The sequence below is a fragment of the Labrys wisconsinensis genome, assembly GCF_030814995.1.
Lineage (GTDB): Bacteria > Pseudomonadota > Alphaproteobacteria > Rhizobiales > Labraceae > Labrys > Labrys wisconsinensis.
In genome coordinates, this window is the sequence record NZ_JAUSVX010000003.1 from 451,719 (window position 1) to 475,565 (window position 23,847).

28 protein-coding genes are annotated in these 23,847 nt (G+C 69.1%); 13 read left to right on the plus strand and 15 right to left on the minus strand.

Annotated features, from left to right (window positions below; translation table 11 throughout):
* Positions 1–235 precede the first annotated feature (235 nt).
* The 3 genes from QO011_RS12055 to QO011_RS12065 are packed head-to-tail and all read left to right on the plus strand — an operon-like array spanning position 236 to position 2,408.
* Positions 236–868, plus strand: coding sequence for a CDP-alcohol phosphatidyltransferase family protein (locus QO011_RS12055; protein ID WP_307272101.1), 633 nt, complete (start codon positions 236–238; stop codon positions 866–868).
* The gene (locus QO011_RS12060) at positions 865–1,482 is read left to right on the plus strand and encodes a lysophospholipid acyltransferase family protein (protein WP_307272102.1); all 618 of its coding nucleotides are present in this window, start codon (positions 865–867) and stop codon (positions 1,480–1,482) included. Before QO011_RS12055 ends, QO011_RS12060 begins: the two co-directional genes overlap by 4 nt.
* The gene (locus tag QO011_RS12065; protein ID WP_307272103.1) at positions 1,479–2,408 is read left to right on the plus strand and encodes a phosphatidate cytidylyltransferase; all 930 of its coding nucleotides are present in this window, start codon (positions 1,479–1,481) and stop codon (positions 2,406–2,408) included. Before QO011_RS12060 ends, QO011_RS12065 begins: the two co-directional genes overlap by 4 nt.
* Before the next feature lie 175 nt (positions 2,409–2,583).
* Here the strand turns inward: QO011_RS12065 and QO011_RS12070 are convergent, their stop codons facing one another.
* Genes QO011_RS12070 through QO011_RS12125 form a run of 12 tightly spaced genes read right to left on the minus strand, consistent with a single transcriptional unit; the run spans position 2,584 to position 11,216 of the window.
* A complete protein-coding gene (locus QO011_RS12070) occupies positions 2,584–3,144 on the minus strand; it encodes a type II toxin-antitoxin system VapC family toxin (protein ID WP_307272104.1) in 561 nt (186 codons plus the stop codon).
* Between the two features lies 1 nt (position 3,145).
* A complete protein-coding gene (locus QO011_RS12075) occupies positions 3,146–3,565 on the minus strand; it encodes a hypothetical protein (RefSeq protein ID WP_307272105.1) in 420 nt (139 codons plus the stop codon).
* Complete coding sequence (locus QO011_RS12080) at positions 3,543–4,232, minus strand: DUF1989 domain-containing protein (RefSeq protein WP_307272106.1); 690 nt, start codon at positions 4,230–4,232, stop codon at positions 3,543–3,545. The genes QO011_RS12075 and QO011_RS12080 overlap by 23 nt, the downstream gene beginning before the upstream one ends.
* Complete coding sequence (locus tag QO011_RS12085; RefSeq protein WP_307272108.1) at positions 4,229–4,894, minus strand: urea carboxylase-associated family protein; 666 nt, start codon at positions 4,892–4,894, stop codon at positions 4,229–4,231. Before QO011_RS12085 ends, QO011_RS12080 begins: the two co-directional genes overlap by 4 nt.
* 4 nt (positions 4,895–4,898) lie before the next feature.
* Entirely contained in the window at positions 4,899–5,561 is a 663-nt protein-coding gene (locus tag QO011_RS12090) for a DUF1989 domain-containing protein (RefSeq protein ID WP_307272110.1), read from the minus strand.
* Positions 5,558–6,163: a DUF1989 domain-containing protein gene (locus tag QO011_RS12095; protein ID WP_307272111.1), complete on the minus strand. Its 606-nt coding sequence runs from the start codon at positions 6,161–6,163 to the stop codon at positions 5,558–5,560. Before QO011_RS12095 ends, QO011_RS12090 begins: the two co-directional genes overlap by 4 nt.
* Positions 6,164–6,183: 20 nt before the next feature.
* Positions 6,184–7,137, minus strand: a complete 954-nt coding sequence (locus QO011_RS12100) for an arginase family protein (protein ID WP_307272112.1) — start codon at positions 7,135–7,137, stop codon at positions 6,184–6,186.
* A 34-nt stretch (positions 7,138–7,171) separates the two neighbouring features.
* On the minus strand, positions 7,172–7,951 hold the full coding sequence (locus tag QO011_RS12105) for an amino acid ABC transporter ATP-binding protein (protein WP_307272114.1): 780 nt from the start codon (positions 7,949–7,951) through the stop codon (positions 7,172–7,174).
* The gene (locus tag QO011_RS12110) at positions 7,948–8,670 is read right to left on the minus strand and encodes an amino acid ABC transporter permease (RefSeq protein WP_307272116.1); all 723 of its coding nucleotides are present in this window, start codon (positions 8,668–8,670) and stop codon (positions 7,948–7,950) included. The genes QO011_RS12105 and QO011_RS12110 overlap by 4 nt, the downstream gene beginning before the upstream one ends.
* Positions 8,671–8,673: 3 nt before the next feature.
* Positions 8,674–9,333: an amino acid ABC transporter permease gene (locus tag QO011_RS12115; protein ID WP_307272119.1), complete on the minus strand. Its 660-nt coding sequence runs from the start codon at positions 9,331–9,333 to the stop codon at positions 8,674–8,676.
* A 28-nt stretch (positions 9,334–9,361) separates the two neighbouring features.
* The gene (locus tag QO011_RS12120) at positions 9,362–10,222 is read right to left on the minus strand and encodes a transporter substrate-binding domain-containing protein (protein WP_307272121.1); all 861 of its coding nucleotides are present in this window, start codon (positions 10,220–10,222) and stop codon (positions 9,362–9,364) included.
* A gap of 28 nt (positions 10,223–10,250) precedes the next feature.
* Positions 10,251–11,216: an agmatinase gene (locus QO011_RS12125; protein WP_307272123.1), complete on the minus strand. Its 966-nt coding sequence runs from the start codon at positions 11,214–11,216 to the stop codon at positions 10,251–10,253.
* A 144-nt stretch (positions 11,217–11,360) separates the two neighbouring features.
* Here QO011_RS12125 and QO011_RS12130 point away from each other — a divergent pair, with 144 nt between their 5' ends.
* The 5 genes from QO011_RS12130 to QO011_RS12150 all read left to right on the plus strand — a co-directional run bounded on the left by QO011_RS12130 (position 11,361) and on the right by QO011_RS12150 (position 17,451).
* Positions 11,361–12,281, plus strand: coding sequence for a LysR family transcriptional regulator (locus QO011_RS12130; RefSeq protein ID WP_307272124.1), 921 nt, complete (start codon positions 11,361–11,363; stop codon positions 12,279–12,281).
* A gap of 195 nt (positions 12,282–12,476) precedes the next feature.
* Positions 12,477–13,550 carry a sugar ABC transporter substrate-binding protein gene (locus QO011_RS12135; protein ID WP_307272125.1) on the plus strand — a complete coding sequence of 358 codons (1,074 nt, stop codon included), beginning with the start codon at positions 12,477–12,479 and terminating at the stop codon, positions 13,548–13,550.
* Positions 13,551–13,906: 356 nt separating this feature from the next.
* On the plus strand, positions 13,907–14,968 hold the full coding sequence (locus tag QO011_RS12140) for an ABC transporter permease (protein ID WP_307272128.1): 1,062 nt from the start codon (positions 13,907–13,909) through the stop codon (positions 14,966–14,968).
* Between the two features lie 5 nt (positions 14,969–14,973).
* Entirely contained in the window at positions 14,974–16,476 is a 1,503-nt protein-coding gene (locus QO011_RS12145; RefSeq protein WP_307272130.1) for a sugar ABC transporter ATP-binding protein, read from the plus strand.
* A gap of 9 nt (positions 16,477–16,485) precedes the next feature.
* A complete protein-coding gene (locus QO011_RS12150; protein WP_307272131.1) occupies positions 16,486–17,451 on the plus strand; it encodes an ABC transporter permease in 966 nt (321 codons plus the stop codon).
* Between the two features lie 20 nt (positions 17,452–17,471).
* Here QO011_RS12150 and gloA read toward each other — a convergent pair whose 3' ends face one another.
* Positions 17,472–17,894 carry a lactoylglutathione lyase gene (gene gloA / locus QO011_RS12155; protein ID WP_307272133.1) on the minus strand — a complete coding sequence of 141 codons (423 nt, stop codon included), beginning with the start codon at positions 17,892–17,894 and terminating at the stop codon, positions 17,472–17,474.
* Between the two features lie 125 nt (positions 17,895–18,019).
* On the opposite strand from gloA, the gene QO011_RS12160 reads away from it, so the two are divergent.
* Positions 18,020–19,462 carry an FAD-binding oxidoreductase gene (locus QO011_RS12160; protein WP_307272135.1) on the plus strand — a complete coding sequence of 481 codons (1,443 nt, stop codon included), beginning with the start codon at positions 18,020–18,022 and terminating at the stop codon, positions 19,460–19,462.
* A 3-nt stretch (positions 19,463–19,465) separates the two neighbouring features.
* The gene (locus tag QO011_RS12165; RefSeq protein ID WP_307272137.1) at positions 19,466–20,209 is read left to right on the plus strand and encodes a FadR/GntR family transcriptional regulator; all 744 of its coding nucleotides are present in this window, start codon (positions 19,466–19,468) and stop codon (positions 20,207–20,209) included.
* 28 nt (positions 20,210–20,237) lie between these two features.
* Here the strand turns inward: QO011_RS12165 and QO011_RS12170 are convergent, their stop codons facing one another.
* Both QO011_RS12170 and QO011_RS12175 read right to left on the minus strand, forming a co-directional pair.
* Entirely contained in the window at positions 20,238–20,546 is a 309-nt protein-coding gene (locus tag QO011_RS12170) for a type II toxin-antitoxin system RelE/ParE family toxin (protein WP_307272139.1), read from the minus strand.
* Positions 20,543–20,824 carry a type II toxin-antitoxin system ParD family antitoxin gene (locus tag QO011_RS12175; protein WP_307272140.1) on the minus strand — a complete coding sequence of 94 codons (282 nt, stop codon included), beginning with the start codon at positions 20,822–20,824 and terminating at the stop codon, positions 20,543–20,545. Before QO011_RS12175 ends, QO011_RS12170 begins: the two co-directional genes overlap by 4 nt.
* A gap of 191 nt (positions 20,825–21,015) precedes the next feature.
* Between QO011_RS12175 and QO011_RS12180 the strand changes: the two genes are divergently transcribed.
* The 3 genes from QO011_RS12180 (at position 21,016) to QO011_RS12190 (ending at position 23,841) form a co-directional block, all read left to right on the plus strand.
* Positions 21,016–21,771 (plus strand): FadR/GntR family transcriptional regulator, encoded by a 756-nt coding sequence (locus QO011_RS12180; protein ID WP_307272141.1) that lies wholly within the window; start codon positions 21,016–21,018, stop codon positions 21,769–21,771.
* A gap of 215 nt (positions 21,772–21,986) precedes the next feature.
* Positions 21,987–22,973, plus strand: a complete 987-nt coding sequence (locus tag QO011_RS12185; RefSeq protein WP_307272143.1) for an aldo/keto reductase — start codon at positions 21,987–21,989, stop codon at positions 22,971–22,973.
* A gap of 7 nt (positions 22,974–22,980) precedes the next feature.
* The gene (locus tag QO011_RS12190) at positions 22,981–23,841 is read left to right on the plus strand and encodes an amidohydrolase family protein (RefSeq protein WP_307272144.1); all 861 of its coding nucleotides are present in this window, start codon (positions 22,981–22,983) and stop codon (positions 23,839–23,841) included.
* The last annotated feature ends 6 nt before the right edge of the window (positions 23,842–23,847 follow it).

The following is a 23,847-nucleotide window of genomic DNA, read 5'->3' on the forward strand; positions in this document are numbered from 1 at the left end:
TCGGAAGGATGCGTTGACCAGCGGCTGCTTACGGAAAGTTTCGACGACAGTTACTGGACGTGGCGAAGCGTCGGGCTGGGGCTGCACCGCCACACGGGACGATCCACCGCAGCCGATGGCGGGATCGCACCGCGCCTGATCCCCTCCCTCACACCGGACCAGCCCGTCTGCTGCACGGGCTGCCTCGTCTCCATCGGAACCTTTGTGCTAAGCTCCCGCCCGTCCAGGGGTTTTGATGTCACGACAACAAGAAACGATGACGCGGCGCCCGATCGCGGCGCGGTCGTCCGCCTGGGCGATCGCTCTCAGCGCGCGGCTGGCGCGATGGGGCGTGACGCCCAACAGCATTTCGGTGCTGTCCGTCCTGTTTGCCGCGATCGGCGCCTGGCTGATCGGCGCCGTCGATCACTGGCTCGGATGGCTCGTCGCCGCGGCCTGCGTGCAGCTTCGGCTGGTCTGCAACCTGCTCGACGGGATGGTGGCGATCGAGGGCGGCCGCAAGTCCAAGGTGGGTGCGATCTACAACGAGTTCCCCGACCGTATCGCCGACACGCTGTTCCTCGTGCCGCTCGGCTATGCCGCCGACGTACCGTGGCTCGGCTGGGCCGCGGCGCTGCTCGCCGCGCTCACGGCCTATGTCCGCGTGTTCGGCGGCGCGCTCGGCCAAGCCCAGGACTTCAGCGGCATCATGGCCAAGCAGAGGCGGATGGCGGCCCTGACCATCGGCCTTGTCGGGCAGGCCATCGCGTCGCTCGTCCCGGCCGGCCACTGGCCGCTCACGGTGACGGCCGCCATCATCGCCGTGGGATCGCTGGTGACCTGCGTCACCCGCACGGTGGCGATCGCGCAGGCCCTGGAGCGTTCATGACCGCTCTCGTCAGGCGCTTCCTGATCGTGCTGGTGCGTCTTCTCGTCGGTGCGCGCAGCGAGTGGCAGGGCTGCAAGCCCGACACCATCCGGCGCATCTATTTCGCCAACCACAGCAGCCATTTCGACACCATCGCCGTGATGGCGGCGCTGCCCTGGCCGGTACGCCGGCTCACCCATCCGGTGGCGGCGCGCGACTATTGGGGCAAGACCAAGCTCCGCCGCTTCATCGCCGAGACGGTCCTTCGCGCGGTGCTGATCGATCGCAAGCCCGAGCCGGGCAGCGAGCCGCTGGCGCCGATCGAGCGGCTGCTCGAGACCGGTCGGTCGATCCTGATCTTTCCCGAGGGGACACGCGCCGAAGGCGACGAGGTCGCGGAGTTCCGCAGCGGCCTCTTCCGGCTGGGGCAGCGGTTTCCCGACGTCGAGCTGGTGCCGGTCTATCTCGACAATCTGCAGCGCATCCTGCCCAAGGGGAGCATGCTGCCGGTGCCGATCACCTGCACCGCCCGGTTCGGGGCGTCCCTCCATGTCGAGGAGGGCGAGGACAAGGCGGCCTTCCTGCGGCGGGCTCGCGCCGCCGTGCTCGCGCTCCATGACGGGGTGGCCGCATGAACGAGACCTTGCTCATCGTGCTCGGCGGCATCGTCGCGCTGCTGACGCTGGCCTCGCTCGTCGGCCATATGCTGGAGCGCCGCGCCGCCAAGCCGGAATCGGTCGCGACCGTGCGTAACCTCAACGCCCGCATCCGCTCGTGGTGGGTGATGGTCGTGGTGGTCGGCGGCGCCATCGCGCTCGGGCGCACGACGACCATCGTGCTGTTCGCCATCCTGTCCTTCATCGCGCTGCGCGAATTCTGGACCCTGACGCCGTCGCGACGCGGCGATCACCACGCGCTGTTCCTGTCGTTCTTCGTGGTGCTGCCGGTGCATTACGTCCTGCTCGGCATCGACTGGTACGGCATGTTCGTCATCTTCATCCCGGTCTACGCCTTCCTGATGCTGCCGGCCGTGGCGACGCTGACCGGCGACACCAAGGAGTTCCTGGCGCGCAGCGCCAAGGTGCAGTGGGGCCTGATGCTGACGGTCTATTCGATCAGCCATGCGCCGGCGCTGCTGATGCTCGACACCGGCAGGCCCAGCGCTCTGCTGGTCGTCTATCTCGTGATCGTGGTGCAGCTCAGCGACGTGTTCCAGTATGTCTGGGGCAAGCTGATCGGCAAGCATCGCTTCTCGCCGAACATCAGCCCGTCGAAGACCGTCGAGGGGCTGGTGGGCGGCGGCCTGTCGGCGATCCTGGTCGGCACGCTGCTCTACCGGCTGACGCCGTTCTCGCCGCTGCAGGCGGCCGCGGTGAGCGCGGTCATCGTGATCGCCGGATTCTTCGGCGGCTTCGTGCTGTCGGCGATCAAGCGCGACCTGAAGGCGAAGGATTGGGGCACTCTCATCGAGGGGCATGGCGGGGTCCTCGACCGCGTCGACTCGCTCACCTTCGCGGCGCCGCTGTTCTTCCACGTCACGCGCTACTGGTTTACGACCTGAGCCATCGCGTTCGCGCCGCACCGACAAGGGGACAATGGCGATGCGCTGGGGCAAAGGGTTGATCCTCGCCGCGGTTCTTGCTGCCCTGTGCGCTCCTCCGGCGCGCGATGCGGCCGAGGCCCGGAAGCATCGTACGATCCGCGTCGCCTATCTCAGGCCGACGAATCCGCCCGGCTCATGTCGGGCGATAGAACAGCGCCCGCCCGGTCGGGACGAGCTGAAGCAGCACATCGTAGTCGCCGATATTCGCGGTCAGCACCACGAGGCCGAGCCTCTGGGCCTGCAGGAACAGCACGCAATCTTGCAGCGCGCGCAGCTTGCCGTCCTTCGCATAGCCCTGGAGGCGGCAGAGGATCCCGGACAGCAGCGCCGCTCTTCCGAGGATTTCCATGTCGGGCGCGAAGATCCGATGCGGCGGCATCGCCTTGACCTGCCTGCCGATCTCGGCAACGACGGCAGCGGTTCGCGCGTCGGACGGGTCGAGCACGCCGACCGTGTGCATCAGCTCCTGGATCGCGACGGTGGAATGGTTGACCTGACGCCGGGCGATCAGATCGTCCAGCACGCGCGGCGAGCGCCCCTGCATCTGGTCGATATAGACGCAGGTGTCGAGCAGGAGCCCCTGCCCGCCAAGCCGGCTCTCCCTGACGAACGGCAGCTTATCGTCGTCGCGCCGCGCCAGCGTCCGCTGCGGATCGAACCGCGCCCAGCGCCGCGCCGCGTCGAAATCGAGCACGTCAGAAGCCCAGCTTCAGCTCCGGGTCGACCTTGCCCCGCGCCTCCCTGAACATTTCGGCGAAATTGTCATCGAGCGCGATCGTCGCCAGGGCAAATTCGATCAGGTCCGTGTCCGCCTCGATGCCCGTCTGCCGCTTGGCCTGCCTCACCAGAGCCGGGCTTACCCTGCCGCCGATGCGGCCGCTCTTCTCGCCGAGGAGGCCCGACCGTTCCGCCGCCTGCATCACGGCCTCGAAGCGCGCCCTGCCAATGGCGGACCGGCCTGTTGCGTCATCGCGCCGAATGGCCCCAGCGCCGCCTTCGGAAGGGCTGTCGGCCCCTCGGGCCGATGGCTTGCTCGTCGATGCTTTCGTCATGGCGCCCAATGTTGAACAAAATCCAGTTTCGTTGAACGTATCACTCGAACGCGCCAGCTTCAAGGAACCCGCCCCGACCCGGCACCCACGCCCTGGACACGGGGACATCCGGGAACGCCTCGTCCAGAATCTCGACATGCACGTCGCGCGGCACGTTCGCCTCCCCGCCCTGGATCGGCACGATGTCCTGCGGGCAGGCGGAGAAGGCGACGATCGCATCCATCTCGGCGCGCAGGCTGATGCTGTCGCCCGGCCGGCACGGCGTCGGCCCGGTGAGGAGGCTGCGGCCGTCGGGCTGGACGGCGATGTTCATGAAGATATTGAACGAGGCCAGGATCGATACCGGCGCCGTGAGGCCGATGCCGGCGAGCGCCTCGTGCATGTTGTCGAGGCAGTTGCGATGATAGCCGGTGACGCCGAGCAGCCTGTAGCGGTGGCAGTCGCAGGCGGCCATGAAGCCGTCATGGATGCCGGGGGACGTGTCCGCGACGATGGTCAGGATCGGCCGGCGCCGGGTCGTCACCAGGCTGTCGCCGACCACCGGGTTGAGGCGCTGGCTCCAGACGCGGCTCGCCTCCATCGACATGTGCTCGGTGAGATCGCCGGCGTTCCAGGCCCAGCAATCCACCACCTGGGTGCCATGGGTGTTGACGAGGCGCACGATCTGGCCCGCGGCCAGCCGGAAGGCCCGGCCGTGGCCGGCGGGAACGGTCGCGAGCGGGGCGGTCACGGGCGTGCTCCATCAGCGGGGATCGATCGGCCGTCTTCGAGCCGGTTGTGGACGCGGACGCGCAGCACCCCGCGCCCACGGGCGATGCCGAGGTCGCTGGCGCCGGCGGCGACGAGAATGCGGCAATCGATCAGCACCCGGCAGGTCACCGCGCGGCCCGGGGCCGGCGCGGCGAGCCGGGGCACCAGCCGGCCGGACGGCTCCACCGCCACGTCGAGGAAGAGGTTCACGGGGTCGGGCAGCTTGGGGACCGCGAGGCCGTGGCGCGCCAGCGCCGCCGCGGCGATGTCGCGCGGGTCCTCCTCGGCGAGGCCGGCGGCGGCCAGGCCCTCCCGGCTCGCCGCCGGCAGCAGCAGGTCGTGGCAGGCCCCGCCGTCGCGGCCGAGCACCATGATCGGCCGGCGCCGGTTGGTGACGAGCCGCATGCCGAGCGTCAGCCGGTAGGAATTGCTGAAGACGCGGGTGTGGTGGGGCGACAGGAACTCGCGCGCATCGGTTCTGGTAAAGGCGAAGAGCTGCGCCGCCCGGTCGCCTCCGACGTCCTCGATCGTCAAGAGCTGGCCGGCCGCGGCTTCGACCAGGGCCGCGGCACCATGGCCGATCTCGCAGGCGGCCTCCGCGGGATCGGGCCCGGCGGCCGGGATCGTCATCAGGAACGGCACGGCGTCACCTCCCCGCCCATTGCGGTGCCGCGTCGGAGACGACGACGCGCATGTCGGTCACTTCGAGCCCGTTGCCGGGAATGATGTCCTGCGGACAGGGCGAGAGGGCACAGACGACGTCCATCAACGCCCGGAGCACGAGATGGTCGCCCGGACGGCTGACCGGGTCCGTCACCATCATCCGTCCGTCCGGCGTCACCGGCCCGTTCTGGAAGAAGTTGAAGGGCTCTGGCACGTCGAGCACATCGATGCCGTGGGGGGCGAGCGCCTCGAACAGGTTCTCCAGGCAGTTGCGATGGCCGGGCACGCCGAAATCGACGGCATAGCGGGTGGGATCGCAGGCCGGCACGTTGGAATCATGGATGCCGACCGTGTCGGCGACGACCTCGAACATCGGCCGGTCCCGGGAGGACCAGAGGCAGTCGCCGATCGCAAAGAACAGCGACATGTTGCGGCGCCGGGTGTGGATCGGCGACAGGACCTCGGCGAGGTCGTCGCGGTTCAGCGCCACGAAGTCGCCGGCCTGCCGGCCGAAGAGATCGATCAGCGTCAGATATTGCCCGGCCGAGGCTGCGAAGCCGTGGCCGAAGCCGCCCGGCACGGTCTCGTCGCGGGCGACCGCGGCGAAGGACGGCAGCGGGCAGGCGCAGCGCGAGAGGCGGCTCATCCCAGCACCGCGAAATGCGCCTCGGTCGGCGGATGGCCGAGGCCGTTGATCGGCAGGATGTCCTGCGGGCAGGCGGAGAAGGCGATGACGAGGTCCATCTCGGCCTTCAGGGCGACATAGCTGCCGGGCGTCGACACCGGCGCCTCGAAGGAGATGGTCCGGTCGGGCTTGACCGGTATGTTCATGAACAGGTTCAGCGGGCTCGGCACCTCCGGCGCTGCCAGGCCGATCTCCTTCATCCCGGCATGGAGGTTGTCGGTGCAATTGTCGTGATAGCCCTCGACGCCGAGGAACTTGTAGCGGTGGCAGTCGCAGGCGGCGACGATGGTGTCGTGGATACCGCCCGACGTATCCTCGACGAAGGTGAGGATCGGCCGGCGCCTGTTGGTCAGCATGGTGTCGCCGACCACCGGGATGATCTTCAGGATGTGAGCGCGGCTGTGCTCCATCGACATGAATTCGGTGAGATCGTCGGCGTTGAAGGCCCAGGTGTCGACCACCTGGTCGCCATGGGTGTTGATCACCTTGACGATCTGGCCCTTGCGCACGCGGTGCGCCTTGCCGCGGCGGGCCGGAATCGTCAGCAGCGCCTCGTCGGTCATGCTCATGCTCCTCGAACTCATCAGGCTTGGACGGGATGGGCGTCGCGCCAGCGCGGCTGGGCGCAGATCTCGGCGAGGAAGCCGATCACCAGGGTGGCGCCGAGATAGGCGGTGGCCCCGGTGCCGACGTCCAGCGGCGGGTTGACCTCGACGAGGTCGAAGCCGACGACCTCGCAGCGCGCGGCAACCGTCGCCAGGGCGTCGCGCAGCTCGGGATAGGTCATGCCGTCGGGCTCGCCCGAGACGCAGCCGGGCACCAGCGACATGTCGAGCGCGTCGATGTCGATCGAGACATAGACCGGTGCGCCTTCCGGCAGCAGGGCGGCGATGCCGGCCGGCCCGAGCGCCCGCACCTCCGGCATCGGCACCACGCGGTTGCCCCGGGCCTCGATATCCCTGTGCTGCTTGCGCTGGGAGCGCAGCGAGCGGATGCCGACCTGGGTCAGGCTCAGCGCGGTGTCGAGGCCGGCCATGTGGCGGAAGGCATGGCCGTTGGTGAAGCGCATGCCGTCCTCTTCCTCGGCATAGTCCATATGCGCATCAAAATGCAGGATGTGCACCGGCCGCTCGAAGGCGCGGAAGATGGGATAGGCGATGGAATGGTCGCCGCCGAGGCCGACCGGCAGCGCGCCCCTGGCAAGGATGCCCTTCACCGTGGCGGTGATGTTGGCGAAGCTCTTCTCGACATGGGTCGGCGCGATGTCGACGTCGCCGACATCGGCGATCATCCGTCCCGCAAGCTCGGGCTTCAGGAGTTCGCGCCGGGTGGCGGGGTCGTAGAGCCCGCCGGTGAAGCGCAGCGAGTGCTCGCGGATGGCGCGCGGGCCCATGCGGCTGCCGGGCAGGAAGGGCGAGCCCTCGTCGAAAGGCACGCCGTAGACCGCGATCGGCGCCGTCAGCTCCGCCAGGTCCTCGCAGATCGGCGCACGCAGGAAGGAAGGGATGCCGACATAGGGGCGGTCGATGCGGGGCATGGGCGAATCTTCCGGGAGGGATGATGGTGCCGCCTCAGGCGCGGCCGGGGCGGACGAGGTCGAGGAAGGCGGCGAGGCGCGGATCGGCCGGGGTGCTCAGCACCGTCTTTGCCGGCCCGTCCTCGAGGATGCGTCCGCCGTCCATGAAGGCGACGCGATCCGCGACATGGGCGGCGAAACCGATCTCATGGGTGACGACGATCATGGTCATGCCGGTCGCGGCGAGGTCGCGCAGCAGGGCCAGCACTTCGCCGACGCGTTCGGGATCGAGCGCCGAGGTCGGCTCGTCGAACAGCATCAGGGCCGGGTCCATGGCCAGGGCGCGGGCGATGGCGGCGCGCTGCTTCTGGCCGCCGGAGAGGGCATAGGGAAAGCGGTCGACCAGCGCGCCGAGCCCGAGATCGGCAAGGAGCGTCCGCGCCCGCGCCGTCGCCGCCTCGCGGCTGCGGCGCAGCACGACGACCTGGGCGCGCACGACGTTCTCCAGCACGGAGAGGTGCGGCCAGAGGTTGAACTGCTGGAACACCATGCCGATACGCGGGCGCATGGCGTCGATGGCGCGCCCGCTCTGCCGCCGGATGGTGGCCCCGACCTGCTCGCGGCCGAAGGGACGGCCGTCGATGCGGATCAGGCCGTCGTCGGGCGGCTCCAGCCAGGTGAGGCAGCGCAGCAAGGTGCTCTTGCCGCAGCCGCTCGGCCCGAGCAGCGCCACGACCTCGCCTTTGGCGACGTCGAGATAGATGTCGTCGAGGACGCGCGTGCCGCGAAACGCCTTGCGCAGTCCGGAGACGGAGAGCAGCGGGGCGGGCTTCATCGCGCCGGCCTCCGGTCGAGCGACAGGAAGCTCGCCGCCAGGGCGCTGCGCTCGACGTCCTGGCGCTCGGCCACGCCGGTGCGGGCCTCGAACAGGGCCGCCGCCCGGGCGACCAGGATGGCGATGGCCCAGTAGATCAATGTCACCGCGGCGAAGGCCTCGAACGGGGCGAAGGTGTTTCCCTGCACGACGAGGCTCTGATAGGTCAGCTCGGCCACGGTGATGGAGCTCAGCACCGAGGATTCCTTGACCATGGTCAGCGTCATGTTGACCGAGGGCGGCACGAGGCCGCGCAGGATCTGCGGGAAGACGATGTGCCGCATGGCCTGGAGCGGCGACATGCCGACGACGCGGGCCGATTCGAACTGGCCGCGCGGCAGGGCGACGATCGCCGCCCGCCCGATCTCGGCGTAATAGGCGCTGGCGAACAGCGACAGCGCCACGGTGCCGGTGACCACGGCGGGGAAGCGGACGCCGGCGAAGGGCAGGCCGTAATAGACCAGGAACAGGATGATGATGAACGGGATGGCCCGGAGCACCGCGAGATAGACCGCCACCAGCGCCTGCACGATCCGGCTCGGCACCAGCGACAGGAGCGCGACGAGGATGCCGAGGGCATAGCCGACCACGAAGGCCGTGAGGCAGATGCGGACGGTCAGCCAGGCCCCCTGCAGCAGGATCGGCCAGTACTGGGCGAGGATGCCGATATCGAAGCGCACGGCTCAGGCCCTCGCATCCGCCATGCGGCGTTCGAGCAGGCGGCCGGCGGCCATGACCGCGAGATTGATGGCGAGGAAGCACAGGGCCGCGCCGACCAGCGTCTCGAACGGGCGGTAGCTGGCGCTGGCGATCTGCTGGGCGGTGCGCAGCACGTCCACCACCGTGATGACGGAGAGCAGCGCCGTGCCCTTGACGATGATGGTGACCTCGTTGACCAGCACCGGCAGGATGCGGCGGAAGAGCTGGGGCAGCACCACGGCGAGCCAGATCGCGCGGCGCGACAGGGCGAGCGCGCTCGCCGCCTCGACCTGCCCGGGCGGGATGGATTGCAGGCCGGCGCGCATGATCTCGGTGATGAAGATGGCGCTGTTCAGCGAGAGCGCCGCGACGCCGGCGACCTCCGGCCGAAGATCGAGGCCGAAGGCCGGCGCGACATAGTAGAAGATGAAGATCTGGATCAAGAGCGGCGTGCCGCGGATGAAGGAGATCATCACGCCGATCAGGCCGTTGACCACGCCGATCTTCATGGCTCTCAGGACGGTGAGGCCGGTGCCGCCGAGAACGGCGAGCACCACCACGATCGCGGCGAGGCGCAGGTTGACCAGCGCCGCCTCGATGAGCGCCGGCAGGACGGACATGAGGGTCGCGACCTGGAAGGACATGAGGTCCCGCGCTCCCGCCCGGGCCGCGTCAGATCGCGTCCGGCGGCAGGTAGCCGCTGTCGGGGATGGTCATCTTGAAGCCGAACCACTTCTCCTGCAGCGCGCCGAGGCGACCGTCGTCGCGCATGGTGCGGATCACGCCGGAGATGAAGTCGCGCAGGTCCTTGTCCTCCGGCCGCGTGACCCAGGCGAGATAGGTATAGGGCGAGCCGGCCTTGACCGGCCCCAGGAGCTCGAACGTGTCGGCCTTCTCCTTGACCAGCACGGCAAGGCTCGGCAGCGACTGGATCACCGCGTCGACCTCGCCGTTGGCCAGCGCCACATAGGCCTCGGTGAAGGCGGTGTAGAGCTTGAGGTCGGAGAAGCCGCTGCCGCCGGCGGCCTTCAGCTTGGCGTCGAAGTCGCGCGCCACCGGCTCGGTCGAGGAGGCAAGCTGCGTCGCCACGACCTTGCCGTTGAGGTCGTCGGCGCTCTTCAGCGCGTCGCCCTTGCGCTTCATCGCATAGGGCTCGCCGCTGGCGATCGGCAGCGTGTAGGCGTAGCGCTTGGCCCGCTCCTCGTTGATGCCGACGGTGGTGGCGACGAAGTCGAACTTGCCGGCCAGCACGCCGGGCAGGATGCCCTGCCAGGGCAGGTCGAGCTGCTCGAGCGTGACGCCGAGCGCCTTGACCACCTCGACGAGGATGTCGCTGCCATAGCCGACGATCTTGCCGTCCTTGATGAACTCGAAGGGCGGGAAGGCCGCCTCGGTGCCGACCGTCACCTTGCCGGCGCGGCGGATCTTCTCCAGCGTGGTTTCGGCGAAGGCCGGCCCCGTGGCCCCGAGGGTCGCCAGGGCGACGCCGGTGCAGAGCATTCCGAAGTGTCGGCGCGAGATGTCATGCGGCATGGGACGGCTCCTGTGGCGGCGGTGGAGGTCAGGCTCGGGGCGGGTCGAAATAGCCGGCACGCACGGCGGCGCCGACCAAGTTCACGATCAGGCGGCCGGCGACGATGCTGGTGATGCCGTGCAGATCGGTTGAGGGCGTGATTTCCACGATGTCCATGCCGAGGACCCGGCCCTTGCGGACCAGGCCGTGGATCAGCTTGCGCACCTGGTGGAAGGTGAGGCCGCCCGGCGCCGGCCCTTCCACGGCCGGCATGACGGAGGGGTCGAGCCCGTCGGCGTCGATGGTGATGTAGTAGCGCCCGCCGTCGGGGATGCGGTCGATGATCGCGTCGATGCCCTGGTCGTGCACCTCGAAGGCGGGAATGATGTTGGCGCCATAGGCCTTCGCGGCCTCGACCTCCTCCGGGCGGGCGCTGCCCTGGGAGCGGATGCCGATCTGGAAGATCTCGCCGATATGGTCCATCTCGGAGGCGCGGCGGATCGGGCTCGACAGGCCGTCATGCACCCCGTTCACGTGCTCGCGCCAGTCGATATGGGCGTCGACCTGGATCAGCGTGACCGGCCCCTCGCCGTCCAGCGCCCGGAAGATCGGGATCGGGATGCCGTGGTCGCCGCCGATGGTGATCGGCATGGCGCCGGCGGCGAGAATCTTGCGGATCGCCGCTTCGGCCCGGCCGAAATGGCTGCGATGGTCGTGGATGTCGAAAGGCACGTTGCCGACGTCGACCGCCTTGACCGGCCGGTTGTCGTAGATCGGGCCGCCGACGTCGAAATCGTAGCGCTCGAGGCCGCGCGACACCCGGTCGGTGACGGCGCGGACCGCGTCGGGCGCCAGGGTCTGGTCGTTGGAGACCGCGCCCGGCGTGTAGGCATTGCCGAACGGCATGCCGATGAAGGCGATATGTGCGTCGAGCCTGTCGAGATCGGGCGCATAGGGCGCATAGAGGAACGTGGCGTGCCCGGCATTGGGAGCGATGGTCAAAGGCAAGGACATGGCCGCAAACCGCCTATAAAAGCAACACGATGAACAACGATTGATCATGTACTGATCAAATCTTGCTCAGCTCCAAGGATGGTGCGTGTTCATGGCATGTATTTCAATTGCAAAGATCGAAACCATGCTTGTAGGCTCTGCAACATGAACGCGCACTCAGCCAAGCCGATCTCTGCGCTGACCGAAAACGACCTTCGGCTGATGCGCATCTTCCGCGTGGTCGCCGAAAGCGGCGGGCTGACCGCGGCCGAGCTGCGGCTCAACATGGAACGCTCCACCATCAGCCGGCACATCAAGGCGCTGGAGCATCGGCTGGGCGGGTGCCTGTGCCTGCGCGGGCCGGCCGGCTTCGAGCTGACCGATCTCGGCGACACCGTGCTGGCGGCCGCCATCGCGGCCTGTGACACGCTGGACACGGTGCGCGACGACCTCAACCGGGCGCGCAACATCCTCACCGGAGACCTGGTGGTCGGCATCGCCGACAATTGCCTCAGCAATCCGGCATGCCGCGTCGCCGACGCCCTCGCCCGCCTCAGCGCCGAGGCGCCGGCCGTGCGCATTCACCTCGTCGTGCACCCCCCTGCCGCGCTCGGGCGGGAGCTCCTGGCGCGGCACCTGCATCTGTGCATCAACGGCGCCGTGGCGCAGGAGGAGGACTTCGTGCGCCATCCCCTGTTCCGCGAGGAATTCCGGCTCTATGCCCGCCGCCTCGACACGGGCCCTCCCCTCGCCTTCGCCGACCTGGCGGAGCGGGCTTACGGCGTCGTCACCCGGGTCGGCGACCCGCACAGCCAGCGGCTCGCCGCCTTCCTGCCCGACGCCAGCCAGGCCGTGGCGCTGGGGCTCGAAGCCGTCGCCGCGCTGATCGCCGGCGGGCGCCATGCCGGCCTGCTGCCGACGCATTACGCCGCGTTGCTGGCGCCGAACTGTGGCCTGGAAGAAGTGCGGGACGCCGACCACGTCCTCTACGATTCACCGTTCTTCCTGAACTACGAGCGCAGCCGGCCGCTGTCGGCGCCCGGCCGGCGGTTCCGCGACCTGGTCCGAGAGTGCCACGGGCACTGATCCCGGCATCGCCGGCGAACTCCTTTCTCGGCAACGGCAGACGACGACCCGACAAATCGGGAAACCCGCTCGCCATCTTGTTGCATTGACCGGTTGTCATATGACCGGGAATGTGGGAGGCTGCATCGCCTTCGAAGCGGCCCGGCAGAGGCGCGCTCGATCGCGGGAAACCACCCGAAGGAAAGGCACGACACGATGCGTCCCCTCCTCCCCGCGGCGACACTCGATCGCCGGCGCTTCATCATCGGCGCGACGGGCGCCATGGCGGCCCTGGGGCTGCCGACGCGCGCCTATGCGGCAGCGCCCACCCTCGTGACCTCGATCCGCTCCTTGTCCAACCCCTATCACGCGGTGTGGAAACAGGGCGCCGAGGCCTTCGCCAAGGCCGCCGGCCTCGATCACGTCACGCTGGTCTCCGAGGGCAACAGCGAGAAGGGCATCGCCGACGTCAGGGCCATGCTGGCCAAGACCGGCGGCAACATGATCCTCAACTCGGACCCGAACGACACGCCGGATGCGCGGCCGATCGTCGAGGCCTGCGTCAAGGCCGGCGCCTATGTGGTGACGCAGTGGAACAAGCCGGCGGACCTGCATCCGGCCGACTTCAACCCGAACTATGTCAGCCACATCGAGTTCGACGGCATCTCCAGCGGCAAGACCATCGCCGAGATCCTGTTCAAGACGATCGGCGGCTCCGGCGGCATCATCGCCCTCGGCGGCATGATCTCGACCACCGCCGCGATCGAGCGCAAGAAAGGGCTCGACCAGGCGCTCGCCGCCACGCCCGGCATCAAGCTCCTCGACTTCCAGGTGGCGAACTGGAAATCCACCGAGGCCTACGACATCACCGGCGGACTGCTGACGCGCTTCGGCGACCAGATCAAGGGCATCTGGGCGGCGAACGACGACATGGGCGTCGGCGCGCTCGAGGCGCTGCGCGGCGAGGGCCTGGCGGGCAAGATTCCGATCGTCGGCGTGGACGGGATCAAGTCGGCCGTCGATGCGGTGCGCACCGGCGAGTTCGCCTGCACCGTGACCTCCGATCCCTTCTGGCAGGGCGGGATGGGCCTCTCCATCGGCCTCGCCGCCTCCAGCAAGAGGATCGATCCGGCGAAGGAGCCTTCGGAGCACCGCGAGTTCTACGGCAAGGCGGTGCTGATCGCGAAGGACAATGTCGAGGACTATTACAAGACCAATGTCGAGGCGAAGCCGACGCTCGACTGGAACGATCTGTGGGGACGAGTGGTGGGCCCCATCCGCCAGAGCTGAGCCGGGCGCCGGAGGACGTGACGGGCGCGAGGACTGGAACCGTGTTCCGATCTAAAGAACCCTTGGGACGTCTGTACGAATAAATGCTGCAGATGAGACGTGCAGAACCCCTCTCCCGATTGGGAGAGGGGCAGGGGTGAGGGTCTAAACGACCGACCAGTGAAGCACTCGTCGAGCAATCGGATGCCGAAAATTCACCCCTTTCCGGCGAGGTCTAGTCCCTCACCCCTGCCCGTCTCCCGCAAGTCGGATGTTTCCGACTTGCTCATTAAAAACCAATCTCGGGAACACCCGAGATTGGTCGGGAGAGGGGTTCCGCGCTCTACATTGATTCAGCGGATCCTTAGGACGCAGCAGTGACCGAACGGGTGCCGGCGACCTTGAACACGGACCAGCTCGACTCCGCCCCCGCCGTGGAGCGGCTCGGGGGCCTGCCCTCGCAGCTCGCGGCCCTGCGCCGATGGCTGCCGGACAAGGCGCGAGGACGCTCGCTGGCCCCGCTCTTCGTGCTCATCGGGCTCTGCGCGCTGATCGCGCTCGCCAACCCGGCCTTTCTCGAGCTGCGCAATCTCGTGCGCATCGCCAATTCGGCGGCCGTGCCCCTGACGCTCGCCATGGGGCTCACCTTCATCATCCTCCTCGGCAGCATCGACCTCTCCATCGAGGGTGCAGTGTCGGTGGCAGCCATGGTGCTGGTGCTGCTGGCGGCCAATGACAGCAACGGCAACGACCTTGGTTGGATCGCGATGGCCGCGGCCATCGCGGCCAGCACGGCCATGGGCGCGGCGAGCGGCATCGTCCAGACCGGGCTGCGCATCCCCTCCTTCATGGCGACGCTCGGCATGTGGTTCATCGGGCTCGGCTTCTCCGTCTACATGCTGGGCGGCTCGGCGGTCCGGCTGATGGACCCGGCGCTGCGGGCGCTCGCCCTGACGCGGGTGCTCGACCTGCCGCTCGGCGTCTGGATCGCCGCCGGCAGCTTCCTCGTCGCGCTCGTCGTCCAGAACCACACCCTTCTCGGCCGGCACATCGTGGCGGTCGGCGGAGGCGAGGACATTGCCGAGCTGTCGGGCATCGAGCCCAGCCGGGTCAGGATAGCCGCGTTCGCGCTCGCCGGCTTCTTCTACGGCATCGCCGGCGTGCTCGCCGCGGCGCAGCTCGGCCAGTCCAACGCGGTGATCGGCGACGGGCGACTCTTCGCCGCCGTCACGGCCGTGGTGGTCGGCGGCACGGCGCTCACCGGCGGCGAAGGCGGCGTCGTCAACACGCTGATCGGCGTCCTGATCGTCACGGTCCTGTCCAACGGCATGATCCTCCTCGGCATCTCGCCCTATGTGCAGCAGACCGCCCAGGGCCTGATGATCATCGCCGCGGTCGCGCTGTCGCTCGACCGCACCCGCCTTTCCATCGTGAAGTAGCCGCCGTGCTGGTCGCCGAGAACATCACGAAGTCGTTCGGCGGCGTCGCCGCCCTCCGGGACGTCGCCGTCGCGGTGCGGCCGAACGAGGTGGTCGGCCTGATCGGCGAGAACGGCGCCGGCAAGTCGACGCTGATGCGCATCCTCGCCGGCACGCACCGGCCGGACGGCGGCAGCCTGACGCTGCACGGCGAGACGCTGCGGCTGAGGAATGCGCGCGATGCGGCGGCGCGCGGCATCGGCATGGTGTTCCAGGAGCAGTCGCTGCTGCTCAACCTCTCCGTCGCCGAGAACATCTATCTCGGCCAGGAGGCGGCCTTCCGGCGCTTCGGCCTCGTCGACTGGAAGCGGCTCCATGCGGCGGCACGGCGCCAGCTCGCCAAGATCGGCGTCGACATCGACGTCGCCAGGCGCACCGCCGAGCTCGGCTTCGCGGCGCGCCAGATGGTCGAGCTGGCCAAGGCGCTGACGCTGGAGGAAACCTGCCCGCACCAGCTGCTCATCCTCCTGGACGAGCCGACCTCCGTGCTCGGCGCCGCCGACGTCGAGACCCTGTTCTCGCGCGTGCGGGCCCTGAAGAGCCGGGCGAGCTTCGTCTTCGTCTCGCATCGGCTGGACGAGGTGCTGCGCCTCAGCGACCGGATCTACGTGATGAAGGACGGCGCGGTCGTCGCCGAGCACGAAGCGGCCGCCGCGACGATCGCCGCCCTGCATCAGGAGATGGTCGGGCGCGGCCTGCAGGCGGAATATTACAAGGAGACGCGGCAGGCCCCGCCCGGTCCGCAGCGCCTCCTGGAAGCGGCGGGGCTCGGCGTCAGGGGCGCGTTCCGCGGCGTCGATCTTCAGCTGCATGCGGGCGAGGTCGTCGGCATCGCCGGCGTGGTCGGCTCGGGGCGGGAGGAGGTCATGCGCTGCCTCGGCGGCTTCCTGCCGCAGACCGAGGGGCGCCTCCTCGTCGGCGGCCGGGAGCAGCGCTTCGCCGCGCCGGGCGAAGCCGTGGCGCGCGGCATCGGCACGATCCCGCGGGAGCGGCGCGTCGAGGGACTGGTGATGTTCCTGTCGATCGCCGAGAACATCAGCCTGGGAAACCTGCGTTCGGTGATGCGCGGCCGGCTGATCGACCATCGCCGCGAGCGCCGCCTGGCCGAGGACTGGATCCGCCGCCTCCGGATCAAGGCGCCCGGCGCCGACATCGCCTGCAGCCGCCTCAGCGGCGGCAACCAGCAGAAGGTGGTGCTGGCGCGCTGGATGACGGCCGGCTCGCGCATCCTGCTGCTCGACCATCCGACGCGCGGGCTCGACGTCGGCGCCAAGGAGGAGGTCTACGCGCTGGTGCGCGACCTCTGCGGCGAGGGCGCAGCGATCCTGCTGATCTCCGACACGCTGGAGGAGACCATCGGGCTGTCCCACCGGATCCTGGTGATGCGGGACGGCGAGGTCACGGCTCGGTTCGACGCGAGGCCCGGCGCCAAGCCGGCCCAGGTCGAGCTGGTGCGCGCCATGGTGTGAGGGAGAGCGATGCGGATCCCGGATAGGCTGAATGGCCGCGGCGGACACTGGCTGCGGGCGCTGGCGCCGCCGGCGCTGCTGCTCGTCCTCGTCGCCGTCGTCGAGATCGGCGCGCCCGGCTTCGTCACGCCGGAAACCCTGCTCGTCGTCCTCGCCGACACCGCCGTGCTGTTCATCCTCGCCGCCGGCGTCACCTTCGTCATCCTGCTCGGCGGCATCGATCTCTCGATCCAGGCCGTCGCCTCGCTGGCGAGCGTGATCCTGGCGCAGCTCCTTCCCGTCATCGGCCTCGGCGCCTTCCCGGTCGCCATCGCCGCCGGCCTCCTCTCGGGGCTCGCCGGCGGCATCGTGCATGTGCGCCTGCGCGTGCCCTCCTTCGTGGCGACGCTGGCGACCGGCGGCGTCACGGCGGGCCTCGCCTTGCTCGCCGCGCATGGCCGCGCCATCACCATCGAGGCCGGCGGCCGCGAGACGATCGCCTGGATGAATGCGGCGCCCTTCGGCATTCCCATGATCGCGATCATCGCCGCGCTGATCGGCCTCGTCTGCTTCGTCGTGCTGCGCTACACCGCCTTCGGGCGGCACAGCATCGCCATCGGCGCCGGCGAGCCGGCCGCGCGCGCAGCCGGCGTCGATGTCGGCCGCACCAAGGTGATCGCCTTCACCATGTCCGGGACGCTGGCGGCCCTTGCCGGCGCCATCCTCGCCTGCCGGCTGTCGAGCGGCTCGCCGACGCTCGCCAACCAGCTCCTGCTGCCGGCCATCGCCGCAGTGATCGTCGGCGGGACGGCGATTACCGGCGGGCTCGGCGGCATCCTGCGCACGGCCGTCGGCGCCCTGATCATCTCGATCGTGCGTATCGGCATGACCTTTGTCGGCGTCAACATCTTCGCCGAGCAGATGGTGTTCGGGGCGGTGCTGGTCCTCGCCGTCGCGGTCACGATCGACCGCGGCAAGATCGCCGTGATCAAGTGACCGGCGCCGCCCCCGAAGGGTCAGGCCTGCCTCATTGTGTCGAGGCCGATGAGCTCGATCTTGTAGCCGTCGGGATCCTCGACGAAGGCGATATGGGTGGTGCCGTGCTTCATCGGGCCGGGCGGACGGGGAATCCGGGCGCCCTGCTTCGCCAGGGCGGCGCAGACGGCGTAGATGTCGTGGACGCCGAGCGCGATATGGCCGAAGCCGGTGCCGATCGCATAAGGCTCCGCCTGGTCCCAGTTGTGGGTCAGCTCGACCACCGCATGGCTCGCCTCCGGGCCATAGCCGACGAAGGCCAGGGTGAAGCGCCCGCCGGGGAAATCCTCGCGGCGCAGGAGGGTCATGCCGAGGAGCTCGGTGTAGAAGGCGATGGAGCGTTCCAGGTCCAGCACGCGGATCATGGTGTGCATCATGCGAAATCCCGTCGAAACCTCGCTCATCCCTGGCTCTCCCTGCTTCTCCGCCCGATGGACCGGCTTGATGTCCGGTTTCCCGGTTGTATGATAACATCACAACGACGGCGCATCTGTCCAGCCGATCCCGCGCCGCCGGGAGACCAGGGGTGATGAGCACCGCCGCCTTGCCGAACGCGACCCGCCTCTCCGCCCTCGCGGCGATCCTGCCCGATGGCGGCCTGCTGACACGGGACGAGGACCTCGAGCGTTACAGCCGGGACTGGTCGGGCGACCATGTCGGCCGGCCGCTGGCGGTGGCGCGCCCGCGCAGCGTCGAGGACGTCGCCGCCCTGATGCGCTTCTGCAGCGCGGCGGGCATCGCGGTCGTGCCGCAGGGCGGGCTGACCGGCCTCGTCGGCGCCGCGGTGGCGGCGCCCGGCGGCGAGGAGCTGGTGCTGAGCCTGGAGCGCATGAGCAAGGTCCGGTCGGTGAACCCGATCGACTTTGCCATCGTGGTCGAGGCCGGCTGCATCCTGGAGGAAGCCAAGCGCGCCGCCGAGGCGCAGGACTGCCTGCTGCCGATCACCTTCGGCGCGCAGGGCAGCTGCCGCATCGGCGGCAACGTCGCCACCAATGCCGGCGGGTTCAACGTGCTGCGCTACGGCATGACGCGCGACCTCGTGCTCGGGCTCGAGGTCGTGCTGGCCGACGGGCGGGTGTGGAACGGGCTGAAGACGCTGCGCAAGGACAATCGCGGCTATGATCTCAAGCAGCTCTTCATCGGCAGCGAGGGCACGCTCGGCATCGTCACGGCAGCGGCGCTGAAGCTGTTTCCGCGGCCGAGCCGGGTCGAGACGGCGCTGGTGGGCCTGCGGTCGGTCGAGGACGCCATGGCCCTCTATGCCCTGGCGCGCCGGGGCTGCAGCGACCTCCTGTCGGCCTTCGAGCTGATCCTGCGCGACGGCCTCGAGGTGGCGCTGGCGGCGCGGCCCGACCTCACCGACCCGCTCGCGCGTCCCTACCCCGCCTATGTCCTGATGGAGGCCTCGGCGGGGGGCGAGATCGACCTGCGCGCCCTGATCGAGAGCTTCCTCGCTTCGGCCGGCGATCTCGTCGAGGACGGCGTCGTCGCATCGAGCCGCGCCCAGGCGGAGAGGCTGTGGCTCTACCGGGAGACGATGGTGGAGGCCCAAGGCCGGGGCGGACGCTACCTGCGCACCGACGTCTCGGTGCCGATCTCGCAGCTGGCGGACTTCGTGGCGCAGGCGCTCGCCGCCGTGCGGCACGCCGCGCCGCAGACGCAGGCGCTCGCCTACGGCCATGTCGGCGACGGCAACATCCATCTCAACGTGATTCCGCCGCAGGGCCTTGCTCCAGCGGACATCGCACCGCTGCTGCACGGGGCGGAGGAGGCGATCTTCGCCGTGGTCGATCGCCTCGGCGGCAGCATCAGCGCCGAGCACGGCATCGGCCGCGTCAAGCAGCGCGCCTTTCTCGAAAGAGTGGACAGCGTCACGCTCGATCTGGCCAAGCGCGTCAAAACTGCGCTTGATCCCCAGACTATCCTGAGCAGAGGACGCATCCTTCCGCTCGTTCCGTCCGAAGACAGGTGATGGATGGCGCTGAAACTCGAGAAGGTGAGCCGCGGACCGCACCTGCCGACGCTGGTTGCGAGCTCGATCTCCCGCGAGATCGCGCAGGGGCGGCTCAAGCCCGGCGACCAGCTGCCGACGGAACAGGTGCTGGCGACGACGTTCGGCGTGAGCCGCAACGTGGTGCGCGAGGCCATCGCCCGCCTGCGGTCGGAGGGGCGCGTGTGGTCGCACCAGGGCCGAGGCGCCTTCGTGGCGGACAAGCCCGATGCCGGCATCCTGACCATCGACTACGATCCGCAGCAGGCGGGCGAAGCGTTCCGCAGCCTGTTCGAGATGCGCGGCGCCCTCGAGGTCGAGGGGGCGGCGCTCGCCGCCGAGCGGCGCACGGCGGCAGACCTCGCCAAGATGCGGGCGGCGCTCGACAGCATGACCGCGGCGCCCTATGGCAGCGTGCAATGGCTGAAGGCGGATCTCGAATTCCACCTCGCCGTCGTCGGCGCCACGCGCAACGTCTACATGGTGCAGGTGCTCGGCTTCGTGGCCGAGAAGGTGCGCGAGAGCATCCTCGCCGCCGGCGGCCGCCAGGGCTCGGACGACATGGCGCGCGCGACCGTGGCCGAGCACGAGGCGATCCTGTCCGCCGTCTCGGCGCGCGATCCAGCGGCCGCGCGCTCGGCCATGGCGCAGCACCTGCGCGGCGCCGCGACCAGGGTCGGCATCGGCGAGACGAAGCAGCGCAAGCGGCCTGCCACGCCCGGCCCTTAGCAGGCTGTTGAAATAGCTTTTTTGGAAGTCAGCTCTCGCTCAACTCGTTTTCCCAATCGACGCCGCCGTAGAAGATACGCAGGATCACCACACGCTCGGGCTCGACGATAAAGGCAACGGTCACGCGCTTCCTGAAGCCGATGGCACGCAGCCCCGGCCGCACATCGTCACGCAGGGTCCCGCGTTCGGAAGCAAGCTCAAGGCGTTCGCAGAAAGCCCGGATGCGTTGTTCGTACCGGGAAGCGGTGACGGGGCTGCTCGCCGCTGCGATGGTATCGTAAATCCAGTCGAGATCGGCAGCCGCTTCCTCGGTGAAGATGACAGGCCGGCGCTTCACACATCACCCTTCATGCGCGCCGCGTGGCGCTTGCGCATCCGCTCGGACATCTCTTCCACGGTGATGCCGCCAGTCGGATCAGCCTTCCAGCGATCATAGGCCGGTGCAACTTCCTCCCGCAGCCAGCGCTCCACGGCAGCATTGCGCTCTTGCAAGGCGCGCAAGCCGTCGCGGATGACTTCGCTCGCGGTGGCGTAGGTTCCCGACGTCACGAGCTGGTCGATGAAGGCGGACTGCTCGGCGGGGAGGGTGAAGGTTCGCTTTTCGGTCGCGGCCATAGGATTTCTCTTCGATGAGCTTGGTATGATAATATCATACAGCGAGGGCAAAAGCATCTGGCAGCGACAACCCCAGTCCCGACTTCATGCCCTCAAATTGCCACCCGCTGTGCTCCAGAGGCTCGGTCTGACCGGGCCGCGCTTGCCTCCGGGTATCGACGCTGCAATGCTGGCGCCAGGACAGGGACCTGATGACCATCGAGGCTTCGAAACTCTTCGGCGCAATCCGTAAATCGCCCAATCTCGCCAGCGGGCTCGTCGAATCGTTCGTGGCCCAGATCGAGTCCGGTGAGCTCAGGCCCGGCCAGCGTCTGCCGACCGAGCAGGCGCTCGTCGCCGCGACCGGCGTCAGCCGCACCGTCGTGCGCGAGGCCCTGGCGGCGCTGCGCACCCGCGGCCTGGTGACGACGCGCCAGGGGCTGGGCGCCTTCGTCAGCGCCGATCCGGCGCCGGCCGCCTTCGCGGTCGCCAGCGAGGACCTCGAATCCATCTCCGACGTGCTGCGCCTGCTGGAGCTCAGAATGAGCGTCGAGATCGGCGCGGCCGGGCTGTCGGCGCAGCGCCGGACCGAGGGCGACCTCGCCCGCATGCACGCGCATCTCGACCGCCTGGAGGACGCCATCACCTCGGCATCGTCGGGCGCGCAGGAGGACTTCGCCTTCCACCGCGCGGTGCTGCAGTCGACCCAGAACCCCTATTTCGTCCGCTTCCTCGACGCGTTCGGCAGCTCGATCATCCCCCGCCAGCGCCTGCGGCTCGACGCGATGACGGCGCAGGAGCGGCAAGCCTATCTCCGGCGGATCCAGCGCGAGCACCGGAAGATCCTGGAGGCCATCGCGGCGGGCGACGCCGCCGCCGCGCAGCGCGCCGCACGCGACCATCTCCTCAAGGCCTATCAGCGCTACGAGGCCCTCGGCCAGCAGGGCGACGCGCACGCCCCGGCCTAGATCCAAGACCCCGCCGGTGTCTCGGGTCTTGCGTCGAAGTGTGGCGACCCTATTTGCCATCTCACCCTGTTGTCATACAACATGATGTTTGCTAGGTACTCCGAAGACGGAGGCCGCCGGGGCGGGTCACGAGGGCTCGCCGGCACGGCGGGAGAGCGCCTGCCGCGCCCTGCCCGCGGGCATGGCTGACCGCATCACCGGGATAGGAGGACGCCATGCAATCGCGCGAATTCGGACGGACCGGACGCAAGGTCAGCGAGATCGGCTTCGGGGCCTGGGCCATCGGCGCGAGCTGGGGCAAGGTCGACGACGAGGAAGCCGTCGCGGCCCTGCATGCGGCGCTCGATGCCGGCATCACCTTCCTCGACACGGCCGACGTCTATGGCGACGGGCGCTCGGAAAAGCTGATCGCCCGGGTGCTCGCCGAGCGCGGCGGGCCCAAGCCTTTCGTCGCCACCAAGGCCGGCAAGCGGCTGCCCAGGCAGACGGTCGAGGGCTACACCTACGAGAACCTGCGCGGCTGGGTCGAGCGCAGCCTCGAGAACCTGCGCATGGAGGCGCTCGACCTCGTCCAGCTGCACTGCCCGCTGACCGACCTCTATTACCATCCCGAGGTCTTCGCCTCGCTCGACCGGCTGGTCCAGGAGGGCAAGATCCGGAACTACGGCGTCAGCGTCGAGCGCATCGAGGAAGCGCTGAAGGCGATCGAATATCCCGGCGTGGTCAGCGTCCAGATCATCTTCAACATCTTCCGCCAGCGCCCGCTCGACTCCTTCCTCGGCATCGCCAAGGCGCGGAACGTCGCCATCATCGCCCGCGTGCCGCTGGCGAGCGGCCTGCTCTCCGGCAAGTTCAAGCCGGACACGGCCTTCGAGGACACGGACCATCGCAAGTTCAACCGCCACGGCGAAGCCTTCGACGTCGGCGAGACCTTTTCCGGCGTGCCCTACGAGACCGGCCTCGCCGCGGTGGAGACAATCAGGCCCCTCGTCGCCGGCAGCGCCACCATGGCTCAATTCGCGCTGCGCTGGATCCTGATGCACGAGGCCGTGACCGTGGCGATCCCCGGCGCCCGCAACCCGGCCCAGGCGCGCGCCAATGCCGAGGCCGCCGCGCTGCCCCCGCTCTCGGCCGAGACCATGGCCAAGCTCGAGGCGATCTACGACGCCGACATCCGGCCCCACGTCCACCAGCGCTGGTGAGCCGGCCATGGCTGCGATCATCGACTCGCATCACCATGTCTGGGACCCGGACAACGGCGACTATGGCTGGCTCGACGGCCCCTTCGCGCCGATCCGCCGCGTCTTCACCGCTAGGGATCTGCGGCCTTCGCTCGCCGCGAACGGCGTCACCGGCACCGTGCTGGTCCAGACCTGGAACGATCTCGGCGAGACGCGCGACTTCCTGCGCCTCGCCGAGGCGGTCGACTTCATCCGCGGCGTCGTCGGCTGGGTCGACCTGACCGCGCCCGACGTCGCCGAGACCCTCGCCGCGCTGCGGGCCCTGCCTGAAGGCCGCTGGCTCGTCGGCGTCAGGCACCTCATCCAGAATGAGGCTGACCCGAACTGGCTGCTGCGGCCGGACGTGCGTCGCGGCCTCGCCGCCGTGGCGGCGGCCGGCCTCGTCTACGACCTGGTGCCGAACCTGCCGCAGCTGCCCGCCTGCCTGAAGACCGTCGCCGATTTTCCGAACCTGCGCTTCGTGCTCGACCACATCGCCAAGCCGGCGATCCGCTCGGGCGAGTTCGAGCCCTGGGCCGAGCTGATGCGCGGCTTCGCGCCTCATCGCGACCACGTCTGGTGCAAGCTGTCGGGCATGGTCACGGAGGCGGACTGGCAGGCGTGGACGCCGGCCGACCTCGCTCCCTATGTGCGGGAGGCTCTCTCAATCTTCGGCGCCGACCGCTGCCTGTTCGGCACGGACTGGCCGGTCTGCCTGGTGGCGGCGAGCTACGACGAGGTGGTGGCTGCGCTGCGCGCGTGCGTCCGGGAGGTCGACGCGGTCGACCGCGACCGGATCTTCGGGTTGTCCGCGATCGAGGCCTATGGGCTGACACTGGACGCACGCTGAAGCGGG

Coding starts and splice junctions, on each gene's coding strand:
- QO011_RS12105 (WP_307272114.1), bottom strand. CDS start 7,951: ATGAAGCCCGCCCCGCTGCTCTCCGTCTCCGGACTGCGCAAGGCGTTT.
- QO011_RS12190 (WP_307272144.1), top strand. CDS start 22,981: ATGGCTGCGATCATCGACTCGCATCACCATGTCTGGGACCCGGACAAC.
- QO011_RS12065 (WP_307272103.1), top strand. CDS start 1,479: ATGAACGAGACCTTGCTCATCGTGCTCGGCGGCATCGTCGCGCTGCTG.
- QO011_RS12175 (WP_307272140.1), bottom strand. CDS start 20,824: ATGGCCGCGACCGAAAAGCGAACCTTCACCCTCCCCGCCGAGCAGTCC.
- QO011_RS12060 (WP_307272102.1), top strand. CDS start 865: ATGACCGCTCTCGTCAGGCGCTTCCTGATCGTGCTGGTGCGTCTTCTC.
- QO011_RS12095 (WP_307272111.1), bottom strand. CDS start 6,163: ATGACCGACGAGGCGCTGCTGACGATTCCGGCCCGCCGCGGCAAGGCG.
- QO011_RS12130 (WP_307272124.1), top strand. CDS start 11,361: ATGAACGCGCACTCAGCCAAGCCGATCTCTGCGCTGACCGAAAACGAC.
- gloA (WP_307272133.1), bottom strand. CDS start 17,894: ATGAGCGAGGTTTCGACGGGATTTCGCATGATGCACACCATGATCCGC.
- QO011_RS12115 (WP_307272119.1), bottom strand. CDS start 9,333: ATGTCCTTCCAGGTCGCGACCCTCATGTCCGTCCTGCCGGCGCTCATC.
- QO011_RS12135 (WP_307272125.1), top strand. CDS start 12,477: ATGCGTCCCCTCCTCCCCGCGGCGACACTCGATCGCCGGCGCTTCATC.
- QO011_RS12120 (WP_307272121.1), bottom strand. CDS start 10,222: ATGCCGCATGACATCTCGCGCCGACACTTCGGAATGCTCTGCACCGGC.
- QO011_RS12150 (WP_307272131.1), top strand. CDS start 16,486: ATGCGGATCCCGGATAGGCTGAATGGCCGCGGCGGACACTGGCTGCGG.
- QO011_RS12090 (WP_307272110.1), bottom strand. CDS start 5,561: ATGAGCCGCCTCTCGCGCTGCGCCTGCCCGCTGCCGTCCTTCGCCGCG.
- QO011_RS12160 (WP_307272135.1), top strand. CDS start 18,020: ATGAGCACCGCCGCCTTGCCGAACGCGACCCGCCTCTCCGCCCTCGCG.
- QO011_RS12180 (WP_307272141.1), top strand. CDS start 21,016: ATGACCATCGAGGCTTCGAAACTCTTCGGCGCAATCCGTAAATCGCCC.
- QO011_RS12165 (WP_307272137.1), top strand. CDS start 19,466: ATGGCGCTGAAACTCGAGAAGGTGAGCCGCGGACCGCACCTGCCGACG.
- QO011_RS12125 (WP_307272123.1), bottom strand. CDS start 11,216: ATGTCCTTGCCTTTGACCATCGCTCCCAATGCCGGGCACGCCACGTTC.
- QO011_RS12100 (WP_307272112.1), bottom strand. CDS start 7,137: ATGCCCCGCATCGACCGCCCCTATGTCGGCATCCCTTCCTTCCTGCGT.
- QO011_RS12185 (WP_307272143.1), top strand. CDS start 21,987: ATGCAATCGCGCGAATTCGGACGGACCGGACGCAAGGTCAGCGAGATC.
- QO011_RS12055 (WP_307272101.1), top strand. CDS start 236: ATGTCACGACAACAAGAAACGATGACGCGGCGCCCGATCGCGGCGCGG.